The organism is Gaiella sp., assembly GCF_057140465.1.
Map to the genome: position 1 here is coordinate 23,517 of NZ_DBNHWK010000063.1, position 21,144 is coordinate 44,660.

Annotated in this window: 24 protein-coding genes and 2 tRNA genes; 17 read left to right on the forward strand and 9 right to left on the reverse strand. The window is 72.3% G+C overall.

Annotated elements, in window-relative coordinates; translation table 11 throughout:
- Positions 1-29: 29 nt before the first annotated feature.
- Genes gcvT through AC162C_RS08835 form a run of 5 tightly spaced genes read left to right on the forward strand, consistent with a single transcriptional unit; the run spans position 30 to position 4,858 of the window.
- Entirely contained in the window at positions 30-1,097 is a 1,068-nt protein-coding gene (gcvT, locus tag AC162C_RS08815) for a glycine cleavage system aminomethyltransferase GcvT (RefSeq protein ID WP_484097227.1), read from the forward strand.
- On the forward strand, positions 1,097-1,492 hold the full coding sequence (gene gcvH, locus AC162C_RS08820) for a glycine cleavage system protein GcvH (protein ID WP_484097228.1): 396 nt from the start codon (positions 1,097-1,099) through the stop codon (positions 1,490-1,492). Before gcvT ends, gcvH begins: the two co-directional genes overlap by 1 nt.
- Positions 1,489-2,829: an aminomethyl-transferring glycine dehydrogenase subunit GcvPA gene (gene gcvPA, locus AC162C_RS08825; RefSeq protein WP_484097229.1), complete on the forward strand. Its 1,341-nt coding sequence runs from the start codon at positions 1,489-1,491 to the stop codon at positions 2,827-2,829. The genes gcvH and gcvPA overlap by 4 nt, the downstream gene beginning before the upstream one ends.
- Positions 2,829-4,307, forward strand: coding sequence for an aminomethyl-transferring glycine dehydrogenase subunit GcvPB (gene gcvPB, locus AC162C_RS08830; protein ID WP_484097230.1), 1,479 nt, complete (start codon positions 2,829-2,831; stop codon positions 4,305-4,307). Before gcvPA ends, gcvPB begins: the two co-directional genes overlap by 1 nt.
- Entirely contained in the window at positions 4,304-4,858 is a 555-nt protein-coding gene (locus AC162C_RS08835) for an MOSC domain-containing protein (RefSeq protein ID WP_484097231.1), read from the forward strand. The genes gcvPB and AC162C_RS08835 overlap by 4 nt, the downstream gene beginning before the upstream one ends.
- A 55-nt stretch (positions 4,859-4,913) precedes the next feature.
- On the opposite strand, the gene rlmN is transcribed toward AC162C_RS08835, so the two are convergent.
- A complete protein-coding gene (gene rlmN / locus AC162C_RS08840) occupies positions 4,914-5,945 on the reverse strand; it encodes a dual-specificity RNA methyltransferase RlmN (protein ID WP_484097232.1) in 1,032 nt (343 codons plus the stop codon).
- 23 nt (positions 5,946-5,968) lie between these two features.
- On the opposite strand from rlmN, the gene AC162C_RS08845 reads away from it, so the two are divergent.
- Together AC162C_RS08845 and AC162C_RS08850 are read left to right on the forward strand one after the other, a co-directional pair.
- Positions 5,969-7,012: a threonine aldolase family protein gene (locus AC162C_RS08845; RefSeq protein WP_484097233.1), complete on the forward strand. Its 1,044-nt coding sequence runs from the start codon at positions 5,969-5,971 to the stop codon at positions 7,010-7,012.
- Positions 6,999-8,324, forward strand: a complete 1,326-nt coding sequence (locus AC162C_RS08850) for a serine hydrolase domain-containing protein (RefSeq protein WP_484097234.1) — start codon at positions 6,999-7,001, stop codon at positions 8,322-8,324. The genes AC162C_RS08845 and AC162C_RS08850 overlap by 14 nt, the downstream gene beginning before the upstream one ends.
- Positions 8,325-8,327: 3 nt before the next feature.
- Here the strand turns inward: AC162C_RS08850 and cax are convergent, their stop codons facing one another.
- Positions 8,328-9,368, reverse strand: coding sequence for a calcium/proton exchanger (cax, locus tag AC162C_RS08855; RefSeq protein ID WP_484097235.1), 1,041 nt, complete (start codon positions 9,366-9,368; stop codon positions 8,328-8,330).
- Positions 9,369-9,392: 24 nt separating this feature from the next.
- Here cax and AC162C_RS08860 point away from each other — a divergent pair, with 24 nt between their 5' ends.
- Positions 9,393-10,112, forward strand: a complete 720-nt coding sequence (locus AC162C_RS08860) for an HAD family hydrolase (protein WP_484097236.1) — start codon at positions 9,393-9,395, stop codon at positions 10,110-10,112.
- A 108-nt stretch (positions 10,113-10,220) separates the two neighbouring features.
- A complete protein-coding gene (locus AC162C_RS08865) occupies positions 10,221-10,631 on the forward strand; it encodes a hypothetical protein (RefSeq protein ID WP_462973812.1) in 411 nt (136 codons plus the stop codon).
- Here the strand turns inward: AC162C_RS08865 and AC162C_RS08870 are convergent.
- Positions 10,628-11,524: a deoxyribonuclease IV gene (locus tag AC162C_RS08870; protein WP_484097237.1), complete on the reverse strand. Its 897-nt coding sequence runs from the start codon at positions 11,522-11,524 to the stop codon at positions 10,628-10,630. The genes AC162C_RS08865 and AC162C_RS08870 overlap by 4 nt on opposite strands.
- Before the next feature lie 20 nt (positions 11,525-11,544).
- Between AC162C_RS08870 and AC162C_RS08875 the strand changes: the two genes are divergently transcribed.
- The 7 genes from AC162C_RS08875 to AC162C_RS08905 all read left to right on the forward strand — a co-directional run bounded on the left by AC162C_RS08875 (position 11,545) and on the right by AC162C_RS08905 (position 17,173).
- On the forward strand, positions 11,545-12,804 hold the full coding sequence (locus AC162C_RS08875) for a glutamate--tRNA ligase (protein WP_484097238.1): 1,260 nt from the start codon (positions 11,545-11,547) through the stop codon (positions 12,802-12,804).
- Entirely contained in the window at positions 12,801-13,250 is a 450-nt protein-coding gene (locus AC162C_RS08880) for a MaoC family dehydratase (RefSeq protein WP_484097239.1), read from the forward strand. Before AC162C_RS08875 ends, AC162C_RS08880 begins: the two co-directional genes overlap by 4 nt.
- Before the next feature lie 39 nt (positions 13,251-13,289).
- Positions 13,290-13,496, forward strand: coding sequence for a PLDc N-terminal domain-containing protein (locus AC162C_RS08885; protein ID WP_484097240.1), 207 nt, complete (start codon positions 13,290-13,292; stop codon positions 13,494-13,496).
- A gap of 119 nt (positions 13,497-13,615) precedes the next feature.
- Positions 13,616-14,353, forward strand: a complete 738-nt coding sequence (locus AC162C_RS08890; protein WP_484097241.1) for a baeRF10 domain-containing protein — start codon at positions 13,616-13,618, stop codon at positions 14,351-14,353.
- 82 nt (positions 14,354-14,435) lie between these two features.
- The gene (locus AC162C_RS08895) at positions 14,436-15,482 is read left to right on the forward strand and encodes a L,D-transpeptidase family protein (protein ID WP_484097242.1); all 1,047 of its coding nucleotides are present in this window, start codon (positions 14,436-14,438) and stop codon (positions 15,480-15,482) included.
- 478 nt (positions 15,483-15,960) lie between these two features.
- The gene (locus tag AC162C_RS08900; protein ID WP_484097243.1) at positions 15,961-16,596 is read left to right on the forward strand and encodes a nuclear transport factor 2 family protein; all 636 of its coding nucleotides are present in this window, start codon (positions 15,961-15,963) and stop codon (positions 16,594-16,596) included.
- A 202-nt stretch (positions 16,597-16,798) separates the two neighbouring features.
- On the forward strand, positions 16,799-17,173 hold the full coding sequence (locus tag AC162C_RS08905; RefSeq protein ID WP_484097244.1) for a hypothetical protein: 375 nt from the start codon (positions 16,799-16,801) through the stop codon (positions 17,171-17,173).
- A 169-nt stretch (positions 17,174-17,342) separates the two neighbouring features.
- On the opposite strand, the gene AC162C_RS08910 is transcribed toward AC162C_RS08905, so the two are convergent.
- Positions 17,343-17,415 (reverse strand) — tRNA-Glu (locus AC162C_RS08910).
- Positions 17,416-17,520: 105 nt separating this feature from the next.
- Here AC162C_RS08910 and AC162C_RS08915 point away from each other — a divergent pair.
- Complete coding sequence (locus tag AC162C_RS08915) at positions 17,521-18,132, forward strand: nitroreductase family protein (protein ID WP_484097249.1); 612 nt, start codon at positions 17,521-17,523, stop codon at positions 18,130-18,132.
- 93 nt (positions 18,133-18,225) lie between these two features.
- Here AC162C_RS08915 and AC162C_RS08920 read toward each other — a convergent pair whose 3' ends face one another.
- From AC162C_RS08920 to AC162C_RS08940, 5 genes are all read right to left on the reverse strand, one after another.
- A complete protein-coding gene (locus AC162C_RS08920; RefSeq protein WP_462973821.1) occupies positions 18,226-18,450 on the reverse strand; it encodes a hypothetical protein in 225 nt (74 codons plus the stop codon).
- Positions 18,451-18,545: 95 nt separating this feature from the next.
- A complete protein-coding gene (locus tag AC162C_RS08925; RefSeq protein ID WP_484097245.1) occupies positions 18,546-19,082 on the reverse strand; it encodes a hypothetical protein in 537 nt (178 codons plus the stop codon).
- Between the two features lie 244 nt (positions 19,083-19,326).
- A tRNA-Gln gene (locus AC162C_RS08930) sits at positions 19,327-19,397 on the reverse strand.
- A gap of 54 nt (positions 19,398-19,451) precedes the next feature.
- Complete coding sequence (locus tag AC162C_RS08935; RefSeq protein WP_484097246.1) at positions 19,452-20,327, reverse strand: HD domain-containing protein; 876 nt, start codon at positions 20,325-20,327, stop codon at positions 19,452-19,454.
- The coding region (locus tag AC162C_RS08940) for a zinc ribbon domain-containing protein (RefSeq protein ID WP_484097247.1) at positions 20,324-21,144 on the reverse strand (821 nt) is incomplete at its 5' end. The genes AC162C_RS08935 and AC162C_RS08940, both read right to left, overlap by 4 nt.

The window sequence follows — 21,144 nt, forward strand, 5'->3', positions numbered from 1 at the left end:
GCCGGGGCGATCGTCTAGAGTCGTCTCCCGTGGAGGCGACGCAGGTCGAGCTTCGGAGGACACCGCTGCACGGGCGTCATCTCGCCGCCGGTGCGCGCATGGTCCCGTTCGCCGGCTGGGAGATGCCGGTGCAGTACGAGGGCGTGATCCCGGAGCACAAGGCGGTGCGCTCCGCGGCGGGCGTCTTCGACGTGTCGCACATGGGTGAGCTCCACGTCGAGGGGCCGTCCGCCGAGCGCTTCCTGCAGGGCGTGCTCTCGAACGACCTCGGCCGCATCGGGGACGGGCAGGCGCAGTACACGCTGCTCACGAACGAGCACGGAGGGATCGTCGACGACCTCATCGCCTACCGGATGAGCGCGCACCACTTCCTGCTCGTCGTGAACGCAGGCAACACGCCGATGGCCTTCACCTGGCTCAAGGCGCGCGAGCCGCGGGGCGTCGAGGTACGCGACGCGTCCGACGAGTACGCGCTCCTGGCGGTGCAGGGCCCCCGCTCGGTCGACCTCCTCGGCCTCGGCGAGGCCGCAGCCTTCACCCACGAGATGGGCGAGGTCGACGGCGTCGAGGTGCTCGTCTGCCGCACCGGCTACACGGGCGAGCGCGGCGTGGAGCTGATGTGCCACGCCGGCGACGCCGACGACCTGTGGGACGCCGTGCTCGCCCGTGGCGCCGTGCCGTGCGGGTTGGGCGCGCGCGACACGCTCCGCCTCGAGGTGTGCTACCCGCTGCACGGCAACGACATCACGGAGGACACGGACGCGATCTCGGCCGGGCTCGGCTGGGCGTGTGCCCCCGACAAGGACTTCATCGGCTCCGACGCCCTCGCCCGCATCCGGCAGGAGGGCCCGGCGCGCCGGCTCGTCGCGTTCGTGATGGAGGAGAAGGCGGTCCCCCGCCAGGGCATGCCCGTGGTCGGCGGCGGTGAGGTCACGTCCGGCACGCACTCGCCCTCGCTCGACGTCGGGATCGGCCTCGCGTACGTCCCGGCCGAGCGGGCAGCGCCGGGGACGGAGCTCGTCGTCGACGTGCGCGGCCGCCCACGCCGGGGGCGCGTCGTCACGAAGCCGATCTACACGAGGAGGAAGGAGACGTAGTGGCAGCGGCCGAGAGCTACCCGGATCACCTCAGGTACCACCCCGAGCACGACTGGGCGCGGGTGGAGGGCGACGAGGCGGTGCTCGGGATCACGTGGTTCGCACAGGACGCGCTCGGCGACCTCGTGCACGTCGAGGCGCCGTCCGTGGGTGCGGTCACGACGAAGGACGAGGCGTACGCCGAGGTGGAGTCCGTGAAGGCGGTCTCCGACGTGATCGCGCCGCTCTCGGGCGAGATCGTCGAGGTCAACGAGCGCGTCGTCGAGGAGCCGGAGGTCGTCAACGACGACCCCTACGGCGAGGGCTGGCTCGTGCGCATCCGTGTCTCCGATCCGGCGGAGATCGACGCGCTCCTCGACGCCGAGGCCTATCGCGCCCACGTCGCGGAGCAATGAGCGGCCCCCCCGGGTACCTGTCGCAGACCGAGGCCGACCGCGCGGAGATGCTCGCGGCGATCGGCGTCGACACCGTCGAGGAGCTGTTCGCGCAGGTGCCCGCGGGCGTCCGGATGGACAGCGAGCTCGACGTCCCTGATGCGCTCGGGGAGGCGGAGCTCGTCCGTCACCTCGAGCGGCTCGCCGCCCGGAACGTCGACGCATCGCGCGAGCTCTCGTTCCTCGGCATGGGGATCTACGACCACTACGTGCCGGCGGTCGTCGACGCGCTCCTCGCGCGCGGCGAGTTCCTCACCGCCTACACGCCGTACCAGCCGGAGATGAGCCAGGGCGTCTTGCAGGCGATCTTCGAGTACCAGACGGCGGTCTGCGAGCTCACGGGGATGGACGTCTCGAACGCCTCGGGCTACGACGGCTGCACCGTCGCCGCCGACGCCTGCTTCGTCGCGCGGCACCACACCGGCCGCACGCGGATCGTGCTCGCCGAGACGCTGCACCCGCAGGTGCGCCAGGTCGTGAAGACGTACGCGCCCGGGTTCGGGATGGACGTCGTCGAGGTACCGCACGCCGACGGGGCGACCGACCCGGCGGCCGTCGCCGCCGCCGCCGAAGGCGCGGCGCTCGTGATCTTCCAGCAGCCGAACGCGTTCGGTGTCCTCGAGCCCGCCCCCGACCTCGCCGAGGCCGCCGCGGCGTCCGGCGCAGTCCCCGTCGCCCACGTCGACCCCGTCTCGCTCGGCGTGCTCGAGGCGCCCGGCGCGTACGGGTGCGGGATGGCGATCGGCGAGGGCCAGTCGCTCGGCTGCTACCAGAGCTACGGCGGCCCCCACTACGGGTTCCTGGCCGCGAAGCAGGAGTTCATCCGCCGCATGCCGGGCCGCATCGTCGGCGAGACCGTCGACCTCGACGGTGACCGCGGCTTCGTCCTCACGCTGCAGACGCGCGAGCAGCACATCCGCCGCGAGAAGGCGACGTCGAACATCACGACGAACCAGACGCTGCTCGCACTGGGCGGGCTGATCACGCTCTGCTGGTTGGGGCCGGAGGGCCTCCGCGAGGTGGGGCAGACGTGCCTCGCGCTCACGGAGTACGCGCGGGATCGGCTCGGCCTGCCCGTCGCGTTCGACCGTCCCTCGTTCAAGGAGCTCGCGGTGCGCACGCCGCTGCCCGCCCGCGAGGTCGTGGAGCGGGCGCGCCGGCACGGCGTCCACCCCGGGTGCGCGCTCGGGCGCGACTACGAGGGCATGGACGACGTCCTGCTCGTCGCGTTCACCGAGAAGCGGACACGCGAGGACGTCGACCGGCTCGCGGACGTGCTCGCGGAGGTCTGCCGCTGATGGAGCTGATCTTCGAGAAGAGCCGGCCGGGGCGGCGCGCCGGGCGCCCGCCGCGGGTCGACCTCCCGGTCCCGGAGCTGCCGGAGGGCCTGCGCCGCGAGTCCCCGCCGCGCCTCCCCGAGGTCCCGGAGAACGAGATCGTGCGCCATTTCACGGCGCTCGCCGACCGCACGTTCGGCATCGACACCGGCTTCTACCCACTCGGCAGCTGCACGATGAAGCACAACCCGCGCGTCAACGAGCGGGCCGCCATGATCCCGGGCTTCCGTGACCTCCACCCGCTGCAGGAGGACGAGGGGGCCCAGGGCGCGCTCGAGCTGACCTGGGCGCTCGAGCGGATCCTCGCCGAGGTCGCCGGGCTGCCGGCCGTCACGACCCAGCCCGCCGCGGGCTCGCAGGGCGAGCTCGTGGGGCTGATGCTGATGCGGGCCTGGTTCGAGGATCGCGGCGAAGGAGACGTCCGCGACACGATCATCACGGCGGACACGGCCCACGGCACGAACCCGGCGTCGGTGACGATGGCCGGCTACCGCCTCGAGAAGGTCGCGACGACTCCGCGTGGGAACCTCGACCTCGACGACCTGCGGGCGAAGGTCGACGAGCGGACGGCCGGCCTGATGCTGACGAACCCCTCCACGCTCGGCCTCTTCGACGAGGGGATCGAGGAGGTCGCGGAGATCTTCCACTCCCGGGGGGCGCTCCTCTACTACGACGGCGCGAACCTGAACGCGGTCGTGGGCATCTCCCGGCCCGGCGACATGGGCTTCGACATCGTCCACTACAACCTCCACAAGACGTTCTCGCAGCCGCACGGGGGCGGTGGGCCCGGTGCCGGGCCCGTCGCCGTGCGCGACTTCCTGGAGCCGTTCCTGCCGACCCCCGCCGTCGTGCGCGACGGCGACGTGTTCCGGCTCGACTTCGACCGTCCGAAGTCGATCGGGCGCGTGCGCGGGTACGCCGGGCCGTTCGGGGTGTTCGTCCGCTCGTACGCGTTCATGCGCGCGTACGGCCCCGCGCTGCGGGAGATGTCGGAGATGGCCGTGCTCAACGCGAACTACGTCCTCGCGCGACTGCGCGACGCCTACGAGCTGCCGTACGATCGGCTCTGCATGCACGAGTTCGTCCTCTCCGCACGCGGCCTCAAGCGCGAGCACGGCGTGACGGCGCTCGACGTCGCGAAGCGGCTGATGGACTTCGGCATCCATCCCCCGACGATCTACTTCCCGCTCGTCGTCCCCGAGGCGCTGATGATCGAGCCGACGGAGACCGAGACGAAGGAGCGGCTGGACGCGTTCGTCGCCGCGATGCTGCAGATCGCGCGTGAGGCCGAGGAGGCCCCGGACGTGCTCAAGGACGCCCCGCGGAGCCGTCCCGTGCGCCGGCTCGACGAGGTGAGGGCGGCGAAGGATCTCGTCGTGCGCTTCGAGCCGGGAGCGCGCGGGACGGGGGAGCCCGCGTCGGCGGTGGCGGGGTCGTGAGCGACGAGGCCAGGCACGCGACCCCGGACGAGCTCGAGGCGGGGCTCGACCACCTGCGCGCCGCACCCCGCGACGAGGGCGTCGTCGAGCTGATCGTCCGCCGGCCGTCCGAGGACGGCCGGGAGGTCGTCGAGGAGGCCCAGCTCGACCTCGTCGACGGCCTCGTCGGGGACAACTGGCTCGATCGTGGCCGCTCCGGTGGGCGTCCCGCGAACCCGGATGCCCAGCTGACGGTGATGAACGTCCGGGCGGCGGCGCTGATCGCAGGCGACCGGGCGCGCTGGCCGCTCGCCGGCGACCAGCTCTACGTCGAGCTCGACCTGAGCGACGAGCACCTCCCGCCCGGGACGCGGCTCGCCGTCGGGTCGGCGGTGATCGAGGTGACGGCCGAGCCGCACACCGGGTGCGCGAAGTTCAGCGAGCGCTTCGGGCTGGACGCGCTCAAGTTCGTGAACTCCCCCGCCGGGAGCGCGCTCAATGCCCGCGGCATCAACGCACGCGTGGTGCAGGCGGGGACGGTCCGCGTCGCCGACGCGATCCGGCGTCTCTGACCGTCCTTCGGCGCAGGGTGCCGACGCGGCGGCCGGGCGCCACTCACCGGGATCGTCAGGCCGCGTCCGTCGTCGCCCGTGCTCCGAGCCGCGGAGCCGACGCCAGCTGCCCACAGGCCGCCGCGATGTCGCGGCCGCGCGTGAGCCGGACGGTGACCGGGACGCGCGCCCTCTCCAGCTCCGTCTTGAAGGCGGCGATCGCGTCGCGCGACGACCCGTGCAGCGGACGGCCCTGCTGGTCGGCGCCCGTCGGGTTGTACGGGATGAGGTTCACCTTGAACGCCTCGCGACCGAGGGTCCGGGCGAGCAGGCGTGCCTGCCCGGGGTCGTCGTTCACGCCGGCGAGCATCACGTACTCGACGAAGACGCGTCGACGTGTCCGCTCCCAGTGCGCGCGGCAGACGCCGAGCACCTCCTCCAGGGGGTAGCGGTCCTCGACGGGCATCAGCTCGCGCCGGAGTGCCGGGTCGGCAGCGTGCAGCGAGAGCGCGAGCCGGATCGGTGCCGTCACCTCCGCGGCGAACCGGGTGAGGCCGGGGAGCCAGCCGACCGTCGACACCGTCGTCCTTCGGTGCGTGACACCGACGTCGGGGAGCCGGAGCGCCGCCTCGACGACGGCGTCGACGTTCATGAGCGGCTCGCCCATCCCCATGAAGACGGCATGGTCGACGGCCTCCACGCGGCGGAAGTGGAGCACCTGGTCGAGGATCTCGGAGGCGGTGAGGTTGCGGCCGAAGCGCATGCGTCCCGTCGCGCAGAACGTGCACGTGAGCGGGCATCCCGACTGCGAGGAGACGCAGACGGAGCGGCGACCGTCCCGGTAGCGCATGAGCACGGCCTCGACCGGGTGGCCGTCCGCCGTGCGGAACAGCGTCTTCACCGTGCCGTCGCTCGAGCGGGCCTCCGTCACGACGTCGAGCGTCGAGAAGGGCACGTCCTCCGCGAGCGCCGCGCGCAGCGAGCGCGGGACGTTCGTCATCGCCTCGTACCCGGTGGCGCCGCCCGCAGCCCACGCCCAGACCTGCCCCGCGCGGAACGAGGGCTCGCCCCGTGTGGCGAGAACGTCGTCGAGCAGCGCGAGATCCATGAGCGCACGGTAGCGTCCCGCACGTGATCGACCTGCGTTCCGATACCGCGACCCGCCCGACGCCCGGCATGCGGGCCGCGATCGCCGAGGCCGCGGTCGGCGACGAGCAGAAGCGGGAGGACCCGTCGGTGAACGAGCTCCAGGAGCGCGCCGCCGCGCTGCTGGGGCAGGAGGCGGCCGTGTTCCTGCCGACCGCGACGATGGCGAACCAGATCGCCCTCAAGCTCCACGGGCGTCCCGGGGACATGCTGCTCGCGGAGCGCGACGCCCACGTCGTGATCTACGAGTACGGCGGCGCCGCCGCGCACGCCGGGCTGCTGGTGCACGCGATCCCGGGGGTCGCGGGCCGGATCACCGTCGAGCAGCTCGAGGCGGCGGCGGCGCCGAGCACGAAGGTCGCCGATCAGCGTGCGGCGGTGCTCGCACTCGAGGACACGCACAACTCCTCCGGCGGGCGCTGCTGGCCGCTCGACGAGCTCGAGGCGGTGATCGGGGCGGCGCGCGCGCTCGGGCTCGCGACGCATCTCGACGGCGCGCGGCTCCTCAACGCAGCGGTCGCGCAGGGCGTCGCGCCGGCCGCGATCGCGGGGCGCTTCGACACGGTCACGCTCTGCCTCTCGAAGGGGCTCGGGTGCCCGCTGGGGGCGATCCTCGCCGGGCGCGGCGACGCGATCGAGCGCGCGTGGCGGGAGAAGCACCTGTTCGGCGGCGCGATGCGCCAGGCCGGCATCGTCGCAGCCGCCGGCACCTACGCCCTCGACAACCACGTCGAGCGGCTCGCCGACGATCACGCGCGGGCGCGCCGGCTCGCGGACGCCTGGGTCGACGCGGGGCTCCCGGTCGATCCCGCCCAGGTGGAGACGAACTTCGTGCAGCTCGACGTCGGCGGGCTCGGGCTCGGCGTGAACGAGGCGCTGGCACTGCTCCGCGAGGCCGGGGTCGGGCTCTCGACCACGATCCACCCGACCGTCGTGCGTGCCGTCACCCACCTCGACGTCGGCGACGACGACGTCGACCGCGCCGCGACGCTCGTGCCCCAGGCGCTCGAGGGCCATGGCCGCGCCTGAGGCGCTCACGAGAGCGCTCGACGACCTGCTCGCGACCGCCCAGGCAGCGCAGCGGATGCCGGCGGTCGCTGCCGCCGCCTTCCGGGACGGCGAGGTCCTCTGGCAGCGCGCGCTCGGGGTCGCGGACGTCGAGGCCGGCGCACCGGCGACGGTCGACCATGCGTTCCGGATCGGCTCGATCACGAAGACCTTCACCGCCGTCTGCGTCCTCCAGCTGCGGGAGGAAGGGCTCGTCGACCTCGACGCTGCGTTGCGGTCGTACGTTCCCGAGGCGCCGCCCGGCCCGACGGTTCGCCAGGCGCTCGCCCACCTGACGGGGATCCAGCGCGAGATCCCCGGGAACATCTGGGAGACGCTCGTGATGCCGGGCAGGGAGGAGGTGCTGGCACGGCTCGAGGACGCGGAGCAGGTGCTGCGGGCGCACGAGCGCTTCCACTACTCGAACCTCGTGTACTCGCTGCTCGGCGAGCTCGTCGTGCGGCGCACGGGGCTGTCGTTCGCGGACGTCCTGGCCGCCCGCGTGCTCGAGCCGCTCGGGCTCTCCTCGACCCGGCTCGTCCCCACCGGGCCGAGGGCGGCCGGGTACCTCGTCTCCCCGTGGGCGGATGCGGTCGAGCGCGAGCGCGACGTCGAGATCCCCGATCCGCCCGCCGCCATGGGGCAGCTGTGGAGCACGGTCGGCGACCTCGCCCGGTACGGGACGTTCGTCGCCGAGGGGCACGACGACGTCCTCGGGAAGCCCGTGCTCGACGAGATGACGACGGTGCACACGGTGATCGACCAGGACCGCTGGACGGTGGGCTGGGGGCTCGGCTTCGCGCTCGTGCGGCGCGGCGACCGCGTGTTCGCCGGGCACGGCGGTGCGATGCCGGGCTTTCTCGCGTTCCTCGGCGTCCACCGGGGCGAACGCACCGGGGCGGTCGTCCTCACGAACTCCGGGGCGGGGCCGAAGCTCGACGAGCTGTGCCTTCGCCTCGCCGAGACGGTGCTCGACGCGCACGCGCGGGCTCCGGCTCCGTGGCGCCCCGACGTCGTGCCCGCAGACGTCGGCCAGCTCCTCGGCAGCTGGTGGGCCGAGGGGCACGAGGCGGTCGTCTCCTACCTCGGAGGTCGGCTCCAGGTCCGGGTCGTCGGCGTGCCGATCGGGCGCGACGTCGCGTACCTCGAGCAGGAGGGGCCCGACCGCTGGCGGGTCGTCGAGGGGTACGAGCGCGGTGAGCGCCTGGAGGTCGTCCGCGACGCGGACGGCACCGTCACGAGGCTCCTGCTCGCCACGTACCCGCTGACGCGGCTGCCGCAGACGTTCGGCTGACGGCTACAGCGGTCGGTCGCCGGCGAGGTAGAAGAGCACGACGACGAGGACGTACGCGGACACGAGGACCCCGCCGCGCAGCTTCGACGCGTGCCCGCCCCGCAGCGTGACGGCCGTCACGCCGAGCGCACCCGCGAGCGCGACGATCTCGACGACGCGGAAGCCGAGTGCGAGGGGGTCGATGAGCAGCGAGAGCAGCACGACGGCCGGGATCAGGAACACCGCGACCTGGGCGGCCGACGCGAGTGCGATCTCGGCCGCGAGCTTGATCTTGCCCCGGTACGCGACGACGACGGCGCCGCCGTGCTCGGCGGCGTTGCCGACGATCGCGACGATCACGGCGGCGACGAAGAAGTCCGTGAGGCCCGCCGTGTCGGCGAACTCCTCGAGCGAGCCGACGAGGATCTCGGCCACGAGTGCGGTCACGATCGTCGCGACGGCCAGTGCGGCGAGCGCCGCGCGCAGCGACCAGGCGGTGATCTCGGCGTCCGTCGCGATGTGGAGCGAGCGGTGGCGGCGCAGCGAGTAGACGGTGACCACGAGGTACACGAGCAGGAGCACGATCGCGACGGGGAGGGAGAGCCAGACGACGAGGTCGCGATCGGGGTCACCGCTCCAGGCGGGGATCGAGGGGACGAGGAAGAGCAGGAGCGCGAAGCCGATCGTGGCGAACGACACGAAGCTCGACCACCGGTCGAGCGCGCCGCGGGGCCCCGCGAGCAGCGACGCGCCGAGCACGAGCAGCAGGTTCCCGACGACCGACCCGGTGAGCGACCCGCGGACGACCTCGGTCAGCCCCTCGTTGACGGCGATCAACGCGATGATCAGCTCGGGCGCGTTGCCGAACGTGGCGTTCAGGAACCCGCCGATGCCGGGCCCCGTGTGCTCGGCGGCGTGCTCCGTGGCCTCGCCGATCAGCCACGCGAGGGGAACGAGGGCGATCGCGGCGAGGACGAACTCGACCGTCGCATCGGGATGGACGAGGTAGTGGAGGGCGATGCTGAACGGCGCGAGCGCGAGCGACAGGAAGAGAAGGCGTCTCACCACGGGCGACGTACCCTACCCAGCATGCTGCGGGCGATCCTCTTCGACTGGGGCAACACGCTCGTGCGCTCCGGTCTCGACCCGGAGCTCCTGGCCGAGGGGCATCGCCGCGGCCTGGAGGCCGTGGGCGGCGAGGCACCGGCCCGCTGCGACGACTTCACCGAACGGTACGCGGACGCCGTGCTCGCGCCGCTGCTCGCGCAGCGCGACGACGAGGTCGACTACGCGGCGCTCGTCGGAGCCGTGCTCGCCGATCTCGGCCTCGGGGGGGACGCCGACGCGGCACGCCGGTTCGTGGCGGCCGAGCACGCGGTCTGGCGGGTCGCGCATCCGCTCGAGGAGGAGGTGCTGGCCATGCTCGACGAGGTCCGTGCGCGCGGCCTTCGCGTCGGGCTCGTGTCGAACCTGTTCGACCCCCCCGACCTGCTCCGGGAGACGTTCGGCGAGCTCGGGGTGCTGCAGCGGCTCGATGCCGTCGCGCTCTCCGCGGAGGTCGGCCTGCGAAAGCCGCACCCGGCGCTCTTCGAACATGCGCTCTCCGCGCTCGACGTTCCGGCTCGCCAGGCGGTGCACGTCGGCGACCGCCTGCGCGAGGACGTCGGCGGCGCGACGGCCGTCGGGATGCGCACGATCCAGGCCTGCTGGTACGCGGTCGACGACGGAGAGGGCCCCGAGCCGACGGCCCGCGCGACCGCGACTGGGGACGTCGTGCGCATCGTCGACGCCTGGATGCAGGATGGGTGAAGCGCCTGGCGGCGTGTCTTGTGCGCTGCCGTCACAAGAGCGCTAGCCCGTCGCGGCGTCGCTGTCAAGTCTTGCGCGGCGCGTTCCGCGGCTGCCACGATCCTCAGCGTGAGCGAACGCCTCAGCGCCCCTGCCGAACTCCCCCTCCGCCCGCAGGACGAGATCGAGTGCCGCCGCTGCGAGGTGCACTGCGACAAGGTCGTGTACCCGGGCGCGTGCGTCGAGCGCTCCTGTCCGTTCGTCTACGCGTACGAGGCGTGGGGCCACACCTTCATGGGATGCATGCAGAAGGTCTTCGACGTCGAGATCGATCTCGACCTGCTCCGGGCGGCGGAGCGCCGGCGGGGAGGGTTCGGCGCCGTCAAGGCGAGGAGGGCGCCGCTGCCGATGTGCCCCGCGGACGTCTCGTCGTGCTACGAGCACCGTGAGGACGAGATCGGCTGCCGCAACCCGGAGTTCTTCGAGCTGCCCGCCGCGCGGCCGAGCTTCCGGGTCGTCGCGACGCTCGTCGACCGCTAGGCCGTCGATCGACCGGTCCGGCGGGCGGCGCGGCGGCGCGCGTTCCGCACCCCGTTCCGATGCAGGTCGCGCAGCCGGCGCACCTCGGCCGCGTCCGGCCCCCGTCCCTCGGGGCCGGGCGTCTCGAGGATCGCGGGCAGGCCCTGGAAGGCCGGATGCGCAAGGAACGTGCCCAGCCCGCGGCCCATCACGCCCTCGCCCACCGAGGCGTGCCGGTCGAGGTTCGACCCGAGTGCCGACGCCGCATCGTTCACGTGGAGGCAGCGGAGGCGCTCGAGCCCGACGAGACGGTCGAGCTCGGCGACGGCCTCGTCGAGGGTCGCCTGGTCGGTGACGTCGACGCCGCTCGCCCACCAGTGGCACGAGTCGAGGCAGATGCCGAGTCGCTCGTGCCGTTCCAGCGCCTCCACCACGGCGGCCAGCTCGTCGGTCGAGCGCCCGATCGTCCCGCCGGCGCCGGCGCAGTTCTCCAGGCAGAGCCACAGGCGCTCGTCGGTCAGGTCGAGGAGCCCGCGGAGGGGGGGAACGATCCGTGTGAGCGCCTCGTCGAGCCCCGCGCCGAGATGCGATCCGAGGTGGAAGACCACGGCGTCGGCCTCGATCGCGGAGGCGGACTGCATCGTCGCCCCGAGGGCGGCCACCGACTTCCGGTGGATGTCGGGATCGGGACTGGCGAGGTTCACGAGGTACAGCGCATGGCAGACCACCGACCCGATGCCGGCCTCCTCGCGCCGCGCGCGGAACCGCGACGTCTCCTCGGGGGCGTGCGCGGTGGGCCGCCACATCCGCGGGCTCTGCGTGAACACCTGCACGGCGTCGCAGCCGAGCTCCTCCGCTCGGTCGATCGCCTTCGAGATGCCGCCGGAGGACGAGACGTGGGCGCCGTAGAGCACGCGGCTAGGCTACTCGCGCGATGAGCGTTCGTGTCCGCATGGCTCCGAGCCCGACCGGTCTCCTCCACATCGGGGGCGTGAGGACGTTCTTGTTCAACTGGCTGTTCGCACGCGGGCGCGGAGGCGACTGCCTGCTCCGGATCGAGAACACGGACACGAGCAGGGAGGTGGAGGAGTCGGTGGCGCAGATCGAGCGCTCCCTGTCGTGGCTCGGTATCGCGTGGGACGGCGAGACGCGCTTCCAGCTCGACCGCATGCAGCGGTGCGGAGAGGAGGCGGCCAGGCTCGTCCGCGAAGGCACCGCATACGAGGACGAGGGCGCGATCCGGCTGCGCATGCCGACCGAGGGCGTGATCGCCTGGGACGATGCGGTGAAGGGGCGCATCGAGTTCGACGCGGCGGAGCTCGAGGACATGGTGATCCTGCGCTCCGACGGGCGACCGGTCTACAACTTCGCGTCGCCCGTCGACGACTGGCTCGACGGCATCACCCACGTGATCCGCGGCGACGACCACGTCTCGAACACGCCGAAGCAACTCGTCGTGCTCGGGGCGCTCGGCGCCGAGCCTCCCGTCTACGCGCACGTCCCGAACGTCTTCGGCGAGGACGGGCGCAAGCTCTCGAAGCGGCACGGCGCGGTCTCCATCGACGAGTTCCGCGCGGCCGGGTACGTGGCGCCGGCGCTGATGAACTTCCTCGCCCTGCTCGGCTGGGCCCCCGACGGCGAGACCACGATCATGTCGCAGGAGGAGCTGATCGAGCGCTTCGGCCTCGACCGGGTCGGTCGCAGCCCGGCCACGTTCGACTACGCGAAGCTCGACTGGATGAACGGCGTCTACCTCCGCGCCATGGCGCCGGACGCCTACGGGGACGCTCTCGTCACGTACGTGCGGGAGCAGGGGCTCGACTGGGACGAGGAGCGACTCCGTGCGGCCGCGCCCGCGGTGCAGGAGAAGATCGGCCGGCTGGACGAGCTCCCGCCCTTCGTCGGCTTCCTGTTCGGCGACGTGCATCCCGACCCGTCGCTGCTCGACGCGCGCACGCTCGAGGCGGCCGCCGACGCCCTCGGGCCGGTCGAGCCGTGGGAGGCGGCCGGGATCGAGGTCGCGCTCAAGGGGCTGTGCGACGCGCTCGGCGAGAAGCCGCGCCGGGTGTACCTCCCGATCCGGGTCGCGGTCACGGGATCGCGCGTCTCGCCGGGCCTGTACGAGAGCCTCGAGCTCGTCGGCAAGGAGACGGCGCTCGCCCGGCTGGGCCGCGGAGTCGAGCTCGCGGAATGAGCGACGCGACCCCGTTGCGCGACCTCGTCGGCGTCGAGCTCGGGCCGTCACCGTGGCTCGAGGTGAGCCAGGGGCGCATCGACGCGTTCGCCCAGGCGACGGACGACCGGCAGTGGATCCACGTCGATCCCGAGCGCGCTGCGCGCGAGAGCCCGTTCCACACGACGGTCGCCCACGGGTTCCTCACGTTGTCGCTCTGCGTCCCGCTCCTGTACGGCGTCGTGCCGCTCGGCGACCGCACGGCGATCAACTACGGCGTGAACCGCGTCCGCTTCCCGTCGCCGGTCCCCGCCGGGAGCCGGATCAGGGCGCGATTCGTCGTCGAGTCCGTCGAGCCGGTGGCGGGAGGGGAGCAGGCGGTGCTCGTCGCCACCGTGGAGCGGGAGGGAGGCGACCGGCCGATCTGCGTCGCCGAGCTCGTCCTGCGGCTCCTCGACCGACCCTGACTTGCGGCGGCGGCTCGGCGCGGGGAGGATAGAGCGGGTATGTGGTGGTGGATCGGCGGAGGCGTCGTCGGGGCGATCGTGGTCGCCGCGGCCTTGATCGCACTGGTGGACGTGCTCCGCCGGCGCGGGGAGCTGACCCGTGCGCAGGTCTCCGCGTACGTGATCCTGATCCTGGTCGTCCCCGTCGTCGGCGCGATCATGTACGGGGTGTTCGGGCGACAGGGCGCCGGGCGACCGGTGGGCTAGGCCCGCCGACAGCGCCGACCCGGACGCACAAGCCGTAGTTCTCCGAACCCGGTGCGCGCGCGCTGCTGATGCGGGACCTGCCCAGGTGGTCGACCCTACGGGGGAGAAAGGAGCGTCGCATGGACGGGATCGTGGCAACGACGAAGGAGACCCCGCTCGCCGGGGTCGTCGTGCTCTCGGGAGAGGGGATGCGCGTCGCGGAGTGGGTGTCCGGGCGGACAGAGGACGTGCTCGTGCTCGACTTCCCGCCGCTCCCGGACGCGAAGGAGCTACGTGGGCCGACGGCCAGCCATCCCCGGGGCTCGGTCGGGAGCAGCGGATCGGGCGCCAGGAGCGGCCGTCAGCGCGACCTCCACGACCGCAAGGTCGAGCGCCATCGGCATGCGTTCGTGCGGGCTGCGGCCGACGAGATCCGCGGGGTCGCCGACCGTCGGCAGTGGCAGGCGATCGTCGTGCTGGGCGATCATCGACTGGCGGCGGACATCGGAGAGGTGGTCGGTGACCTGGTGCCCGTCGTCGAAACCGGTCACGGTGCCCAGTGGCTGTCACCGACCGACCTGGCCGAGGCCGTGCGGCCCGAGATCGAGCGGGTCCTCGCGGAGCGGCAGCGTGCGCTCGTGGAGCACATCCGTGACGAGGCGCTCGCGGGAGGGAGGGGTGCGCTCGGGGCCGACGACTGCAGGACGACGGCGGCCGAAGGGCGTGTCGACGTCCTCGTCGGCGATACGACGCAGCCGCTGATCCAGGACGTCGCCGACTGGGTCGTGCACCAGGGTGGTCGTGTCGAGCACGCCCGCGACGAGGTGCGGCCGCTGCTCGACGAGCTCGGCGGAGTGTGCGCGCTGCTGCGCTGGTAGGCGAGAGGTGCGCGGCGTCGCGGCCGCGCCGACGAGGGAACGACGCGCTGGTCGGCCGGGCCAGTGACGCAGGCGTTGGCCGGTGGAGGGCGAAGTCGTGCGTCCAGGGATGGTGCCCCGCCTCGCGATCCTGATCCTCGTGAGCGTCGCCTTCGGCATCGCGTCGGAGTCGGCGGCGCCGCTCCCGAGGACGGTCGAGGTCGTCTTCGTCCGTGACACGAGGCTGGTGCGCGTGGAGCGGACGGTCCCGGTCGGTGTCCCCCCGGCGCGGTTCGCGCTCCGCGAGCTGCTGCGGGGGCCGTCGCCCACCGAGCGTGCCCTGGGCCTGCGCACGGCGATCGGCGAGGGATCTCGGCTACGGGCCCTCCGCGCACGGGACGGGACCTGGGCGGTCAGCCTCTCGCGGTCGTTCTTCGAGCAGGCGACGTCGGCGACGATCGAGACACGGCTGCGGCAGCTGACGGCGACGCTTGCACCGCTCGCCGAGCACCGGTACGTCGCCGTCGCCGCGGAGGGCCGTCTGGCGACGACGGTCCGGGTCGGTGCGCCGCCCGCGCCGTGGCGCCCGCGATCCGGCGAGCAGGCGTACCGGTACACGGTGCGCGGCCTCCAGCTCCGGCTGTGGACGCTCGGCTACCTCGACCGCGCCGCCGTCACGGGACGGCTCGACGACGAGACCGCCCACGCACTCCTCGCCTTCCAGGGGTGGGAGGGGCTGGTGCGGACGGGAACCTTCACCGGACAGACGCAGGTGGCTCTGCTCGACGCACGCCGGCCCGTACCGTCGACCCGTGCGGACAGGCTCCGCATCGAGATCCATCGCGACCGCGGCGTCCTCCTCGTCGCCCGCGGGCGGGAGGTGATCCGTGCCGTGCACACGTCAACGGGGGCCTTCGGCCGGACACCGGCGGGCACCTTCCGCGTGTACCGCAAGGAGCGCCTGTCGTGGTCGGTGCCGTTCCAGGTGTGGATGCCGTATGCGGCGTACTTCGACGGCGGCATCGCGATGCACGAGTACCCGATCGTGCCGGCGTACCCGGCCTCGCACGGCTGCGTGCGCCTCCCTCGCGGGGAGGCCGAGCGCGTCTACCGGCTCGTCGACGTCGGGACGCCCGTGGTCGTCGTCTGACGGCGTCCAGCCGCGGCATGCAGGCGGTCGCACGCGGACTGGGCTCCTCTGCCCGTGCGCGGCCCCATCGCCGTCCTCTGGGATCGGTCAGGGGTCGCCGAGGTCGGTGGTCGAGGTCGCCCCGGGCCGGAGAGGGCGCAGCGCCTCCCGAACGACGTTCGTGGACGGTGGGCCTGGTCGAGCGGCTGACTCCTGCGGCGATCACTCCTGCAGAGGCTCACCCCCGGCGGCGTGGTCGGATGTGGCGTCGGGAGGCTCACCCGTTCTCGTCGCCGGCGAGCTCCGCTCTCCGCGATGCGCGCGAGCGTCCGCCAGGTTGCATCGTCTGCAGCCTCGTCCTCGTCGCGCCTGCGACCTCCAACCGTGTGGTCGGTCGTAAATATGTGTTGTTAATTTTCGTGAAATATTAATTAGGTGACTTCCCCGATGCCGGCGGCCCACAGGCGTGGAACGTTTGCCCCGAAGGGAGGTGGTATCGATGTCGACCACGCTGCACACCCCGGAGGTCGGGACCGTCCCGCCTGTGCATCGCCATCTCACGACGGCTCTCTGGGTCGTGGTGGGCGTGCTCGCGGCGGCCCTCGTCGCGCTCGGCGCCTGGGTGATCGTCGACCGCTACACGGGGCCCGAGTACGACGCGGCAGCGACGATCGACGACGTCACGACCGCATGGTCGGCCGGGGACCTCGACGCGATCCGATCGCTCTACGCCGGCGATGCCGTCCTCGTCACTGCCTGGGGCGCGACCGTCAGCGGCATGGACGAGCTCGTCGCCAACGTCCTCACTGCGAAGAGCCTCAGCTTCACGGTCGAGCGAATCGCCCCGGTCACGACAGAGGGTGACTACGCGACGACGTTCGTGCGCTACAGGACCGGCGGCGGCGAGAAAGGCACTCTCGTGAGCGTGTTCCAGTTCCAGGACGGACAGATCCTGCGCCACTGGGACTTCGAGCCCGGTCAGACGGTCACGGTCCGCGGGGAGAACTACACGGGAACATTCAGACCGCCGTATCCCTCCTTCCCGTCAAGTCCAATGGCTATCCATCCGAGCGAAAGAGCATGGGGTCCGGCCTACTGGCCCGGCGCCGCCGGTGTCTCAGGGTACGGCGGTTAGCGCGACTCCCGGCCCGACCGAAGGAGTGTGAGACCGGGTAGCCGGTGAGGCGGTGCTCCGCCGCGACACCACGCGAGAGAGCATCAGGGTTTCCCCCGATGTCGCAGTGTGGTCGCGGAGGGAGACTCCCGGTCGAACACACGTTTCGCCTCGCAGGATGTCGGCCCTGTTCGAGCCACGAGAGGGAGGAGGAGGTAGGACGATGGCCAACACCGCGTTGTTCTTGGGCTGGGGGGGAACGTACCCGGGCCGCGAACGCTTTGCGCGCACGACCTACGCGGAGAGCATCGAGGTTCTCAACCAGCTGAAGGCGGAAGGGGAGATCGAGGACTTTCAAACCGTGCTCCTCGCCCCGCACGGTGGAGAGCTCGACGGTTTCACGCTCATCTACGGCGAGCCCGACAAGCTCGCGACCTTGCAGATGCGCGATGCCTTGAATCGGCTGCAGATGCGGGCGCGCCTCGATCATCCGAAGTTCAGCGTGATCTGGGCAGTCACCGGTGATGAGGTCGATAGCGAGTTCGAGTTGTTCGAGGAGGTCGCTGCCGAGTACGAGCACCAAGCTGTCCCCGCCTGAGGGCCCCGCGGCATCTCATCGCCGTCGATCGGGAGAGAGGTCGCTGCGCGCGGAGCCGGACACTCCCGTCACGCATGGCCCGAGATGCGACGGCGACGATTTCCCTGCACAGACGCGCAAACCCCGCGCGGGAACGGGGTTTGCGGTACGTCCGGGATGTGCAGCCCGAAGGCCCATACGGGATTCGAACCCGTGCCGCCGCCGTGAGAGGGCGGTGTCCTAGGCCGCTAGACGAATGGGCCGTTGCGCGGCCGGATTGTAGCGGAGGCACTTGGCGCCGGTTGTAGGGTGGGCGCGTGGCTGCGCCCCGCGTCCCCCTCGAGTTCGAGCGCCTGCCGGAGGACGAGATGCGACGGCGCGCCGCCGCGAATCTCGAGCGGATGCGGCGTCGACGCTCGGTGCGCGCGTTCTCGCCCGAGCCGGTGCCCTGGGCGGTCGTCGAGGCGGCCGTGGCGGCCGCCGGCACGGCGCCGTCGGGGGCGAACATGCAGCCCTGGACGTTCGTGGCGGTCACCGACCCGGTGCTCAAGCGCCGGATCCGCGCGGCCGCCGAGGAGGAAGAGCGACGGAACTACGACGGCCGGATGTCGGACGAATGGCTCCTCGCGCTCGAGCCGCTCGGCACCGACGCGGAGAAGCCGCACCTCGAGGACGCCCCCGTCGTGATCGTCGTGTTCGAGCAGGCCTACGGGCTCCGCGCGGACGGCACGAGGATCAAGCACTACTACGTCCGGGAGTCGGTCGGGATCGCCGTCGGGTTCCTGCTCCAGGCGCTCCACGAGGCGGGGCTCGCGACGCTGACCCACACTCCGAGCCCGATGGGGTTCCTGCGCGACGTCCTCGAGCGTCCCGACAACGAGCGCGCAGTCGTCGTGATCCCGACCGGCTACCCGGCCCCGGGCGCGACGGTCCCGGAGATCGCGAAGAAGCCTCTCCGCGAGTACCTCGTCAGGCGCTGACGGCCGCGAGCCGGCGGTGCGGTGCCCGGGCGTCCCGCAGCGCCTCTCCGGGCCTCGCCGTCCGATGCCCGTGAGGAAGGCCGGCCGGCCGGCTCACGGAGAGAGCGGCGCCGGGAGCTGGTCGCCCTCGCGGGAGTCGATGCGCTCCTCGAAGTGCCGCCGGATCTCCTCCCCCGTCGCGAGGAGGTCGTATCGCGCCCGCCGCGGCGGGAGCTTCACGATGCGGACGGACTCGTCCCGGTCGCCGTGGCAGCGGGCGTAGGCCGCCGCCTCGTCGAGAGGCCGAAGCCGGTCACGCGTCCGTCGGAGCCAGGGCACCCCGAGACTCCTAGCACGTCACGCGACCCGTGGAAACCCCGGGAGGTGGCCGCGCGTCGCTGTTTGCGGAGGATTTCGGCCCGGCCCGGCGTCCGTCACGGCTTGCACGACCACGGGCTCCAGTCCCGACCGGAGGCCACGAAGTACGCACGGGCAGCCTTCGCCTGCGCGTACGGGCTCGTGCCGTGCCCGTACGTCCGGCGGGCGGTCGATCCCATCTGGAAGAGACCGAGGTACTGCCCGTTGCGCGCCGTCGTCGTGAGCCGCGACTCGCAGTGCGCGACCGCGATCGCGTCCCGGCAGTGCCGGGCACCGAAGACCGCGCAGATCGCCTTCCTCGGCGGCGCGCTCCGCAGCGCGACCGCTCGGCGCGTCGCTCGGTGCGACTCGCGGGCGTGCAGGCGCCGCAGCTTCATCGAGACCACGATCGCGAGCCGTGCGGTCGCACGCGTGCTCGACCGGTGGAGCACGAGATGCCGTGGCGCAGCCGACGCGAGCCGTCGGGCGTGGACGTGCCAGTCGTGCCGCGCGGCCGAGCGCGTCACCTGCCGTTCCTGGCGCAGGGCCTCGACCCGGTGCTCCCGCTTCCCGCCGAGCGTCTGCACGGTCGGTTGGGCGGCGGCCGCGGACACGGCGACCAGCGCACACGTGCAGACGACGAACCCAAGGGCTCTCAGAACGTGACCTCCTGGTCGGGGACAGAGGCGCGGCTCTCCTGAACGGAGCCGGTCGTGTCACTCGCTCGACGGACCGTAGCCGATCGAGCGGACGCCGCACATGGGACGGGGCACTTCCTTACAAATCCTTTGCCAGCGCTGTCACGATCGTTGTCGCCCAGAACAACGACGAGCGCCCCTCTCGGGGGCGCTCGCGAGGCTGCGGGGCAGGGATTCGAACCCCAACTTCCGGAGCCAGAATCCGGCGTCCTACCGTTAGACGACCCCGCAACGGGCCGAGCCATCTTAGACGACCGCGCGTCGTGCGCCGGCGCGCAGCGCCGCTCAGAACTCGAGGCGGTACTCGGGCACGAGCTTCTTCTCGCTCTCGGTGTCGATCCGCGCGACGACCTCGACGTGCCGTTCGAGGCCCGAGCCGAGGAGCTTTGCCCGGAGCAGGCTGTCCACCTGGAAGATCCCCGACGAGTTGTTCATCAGCACCTCGACGCGCACGGGCTTGTCGACGCCGTCGACGATCCGCACCTCCTCGATCGCGGCCGCCGACAGCGAGTGCATCGAGACGCGCCCGCGCTCGAACGGGATGCGCGAGCGGCCCTTCGCCATGTCGAGCGCGTCCGCGACGCGGAGGATGCCCGCCTCGATCGACAGCGGCTCGCCGTCGGAGCGGTGACTCGTGATCGCCTGCAGCACCTCGGACACGACCACCGTCCGGTCGGGCTCCTCGTAGACGCCGTCGAGGAGCTCCCGCAGCTTCGGCTCGGCGAGGAACAGGCTCCAGTCCTCGTGCCCCTTGCGATGGATCGACATCCCGACGCAGTGCGTGAGGGCGGCGAGCACCACGACCACCTCGGCGTCGCCGGCGCGGAGGCGGTAGTCGCGCACGAGCGACGGCTCGACGCCGTGCTTGACGAGCTCGCGAAGGAGCTTGAGGGCGAGGTTCGCCACGATCTGGACGTGCACCCACGAGTGGTCGTTGATCCCGAGGCGTGCGCTGGCGTTGACGTTCGCGACGTGCCACCACGCCTTGAGCTCCGCGTCGGCGTTCGCGCGCTCGAGCACCCGGCGCAGCTCACGGTTCCCCCTGTCCGGCAGGCGGATCCGCATCTCCGCCACGGCCTCCGACGGCGTCATCCGCGTCTCGCGGACGGCGGCCGCGACGGTCTCGGCGGTCCCCGGCTCGCCCTCGTCGTCCGGGCTCACGAGCCCTTCGGCTCCTCGTCACCGCCGAGGTCGAAGTCCTGGCCGCAGTGCGGGCACGCCGTCGCCTCGCGGGCCACGGTCGCCCCGCAGCGCGGACAGACGTACTCGGTGTCGGGTGCCGGCTCCGCCTCGCCGGCCTCGACGGGCGGCTCGGCGACCTCGGCGCCGACGACGACCGCCGGCTCGGCCTCCGTCGCCGCGGCGGTCACGTCCTCGGGTACCGGCTCCTCGCGCTCGCGGAGCATGAAGTACGCGACCGTCAAGGCGATCGCGCTGAACGGCGCCACGACGGCGGAGGCCACCGTCGAGCCGACCGAGATCTCGAGGAAGAGCGGGAGGAACGAGAACACGGCGCGCAGGATGTTGCCGGCGATCGTGGTGAGGACGATCGTCACGAGGATCAGGCCGAACACCCGGAGGCCGCTGCCGCGGACGAGCGCGCGTGACCGTCCGAACGCGCCGAGCACGTCGCTGCGCTCGAGGACGATCACCGGGGCGACCATCGACCAGATCGTGAGCAGGAAGAGCCCGGGGACGATGAGCAGGAACAGCCCGACCCCGACCCCGAGGCCCGCGAGGAGCCCGGCGACGACGAGCGTGCCGAGGAGCGGCATCACCCTCCCGAAGATCTCCCTCGTGCTCGCGTCGAACACGCCGTCGCGCGCGTCCTCGACGGCGAACACGACCGCCCCCTGCAGCCAGAACTGGCCGATGATCGCGGTCGCGAGCGCGAGGACGCCGAGGAAGACGCCCCCGCTGGCGCGCTCGTCGAGCGCGAGCCAGAACAGCGCGAACACGAAGTTCACGATCGCGAAGA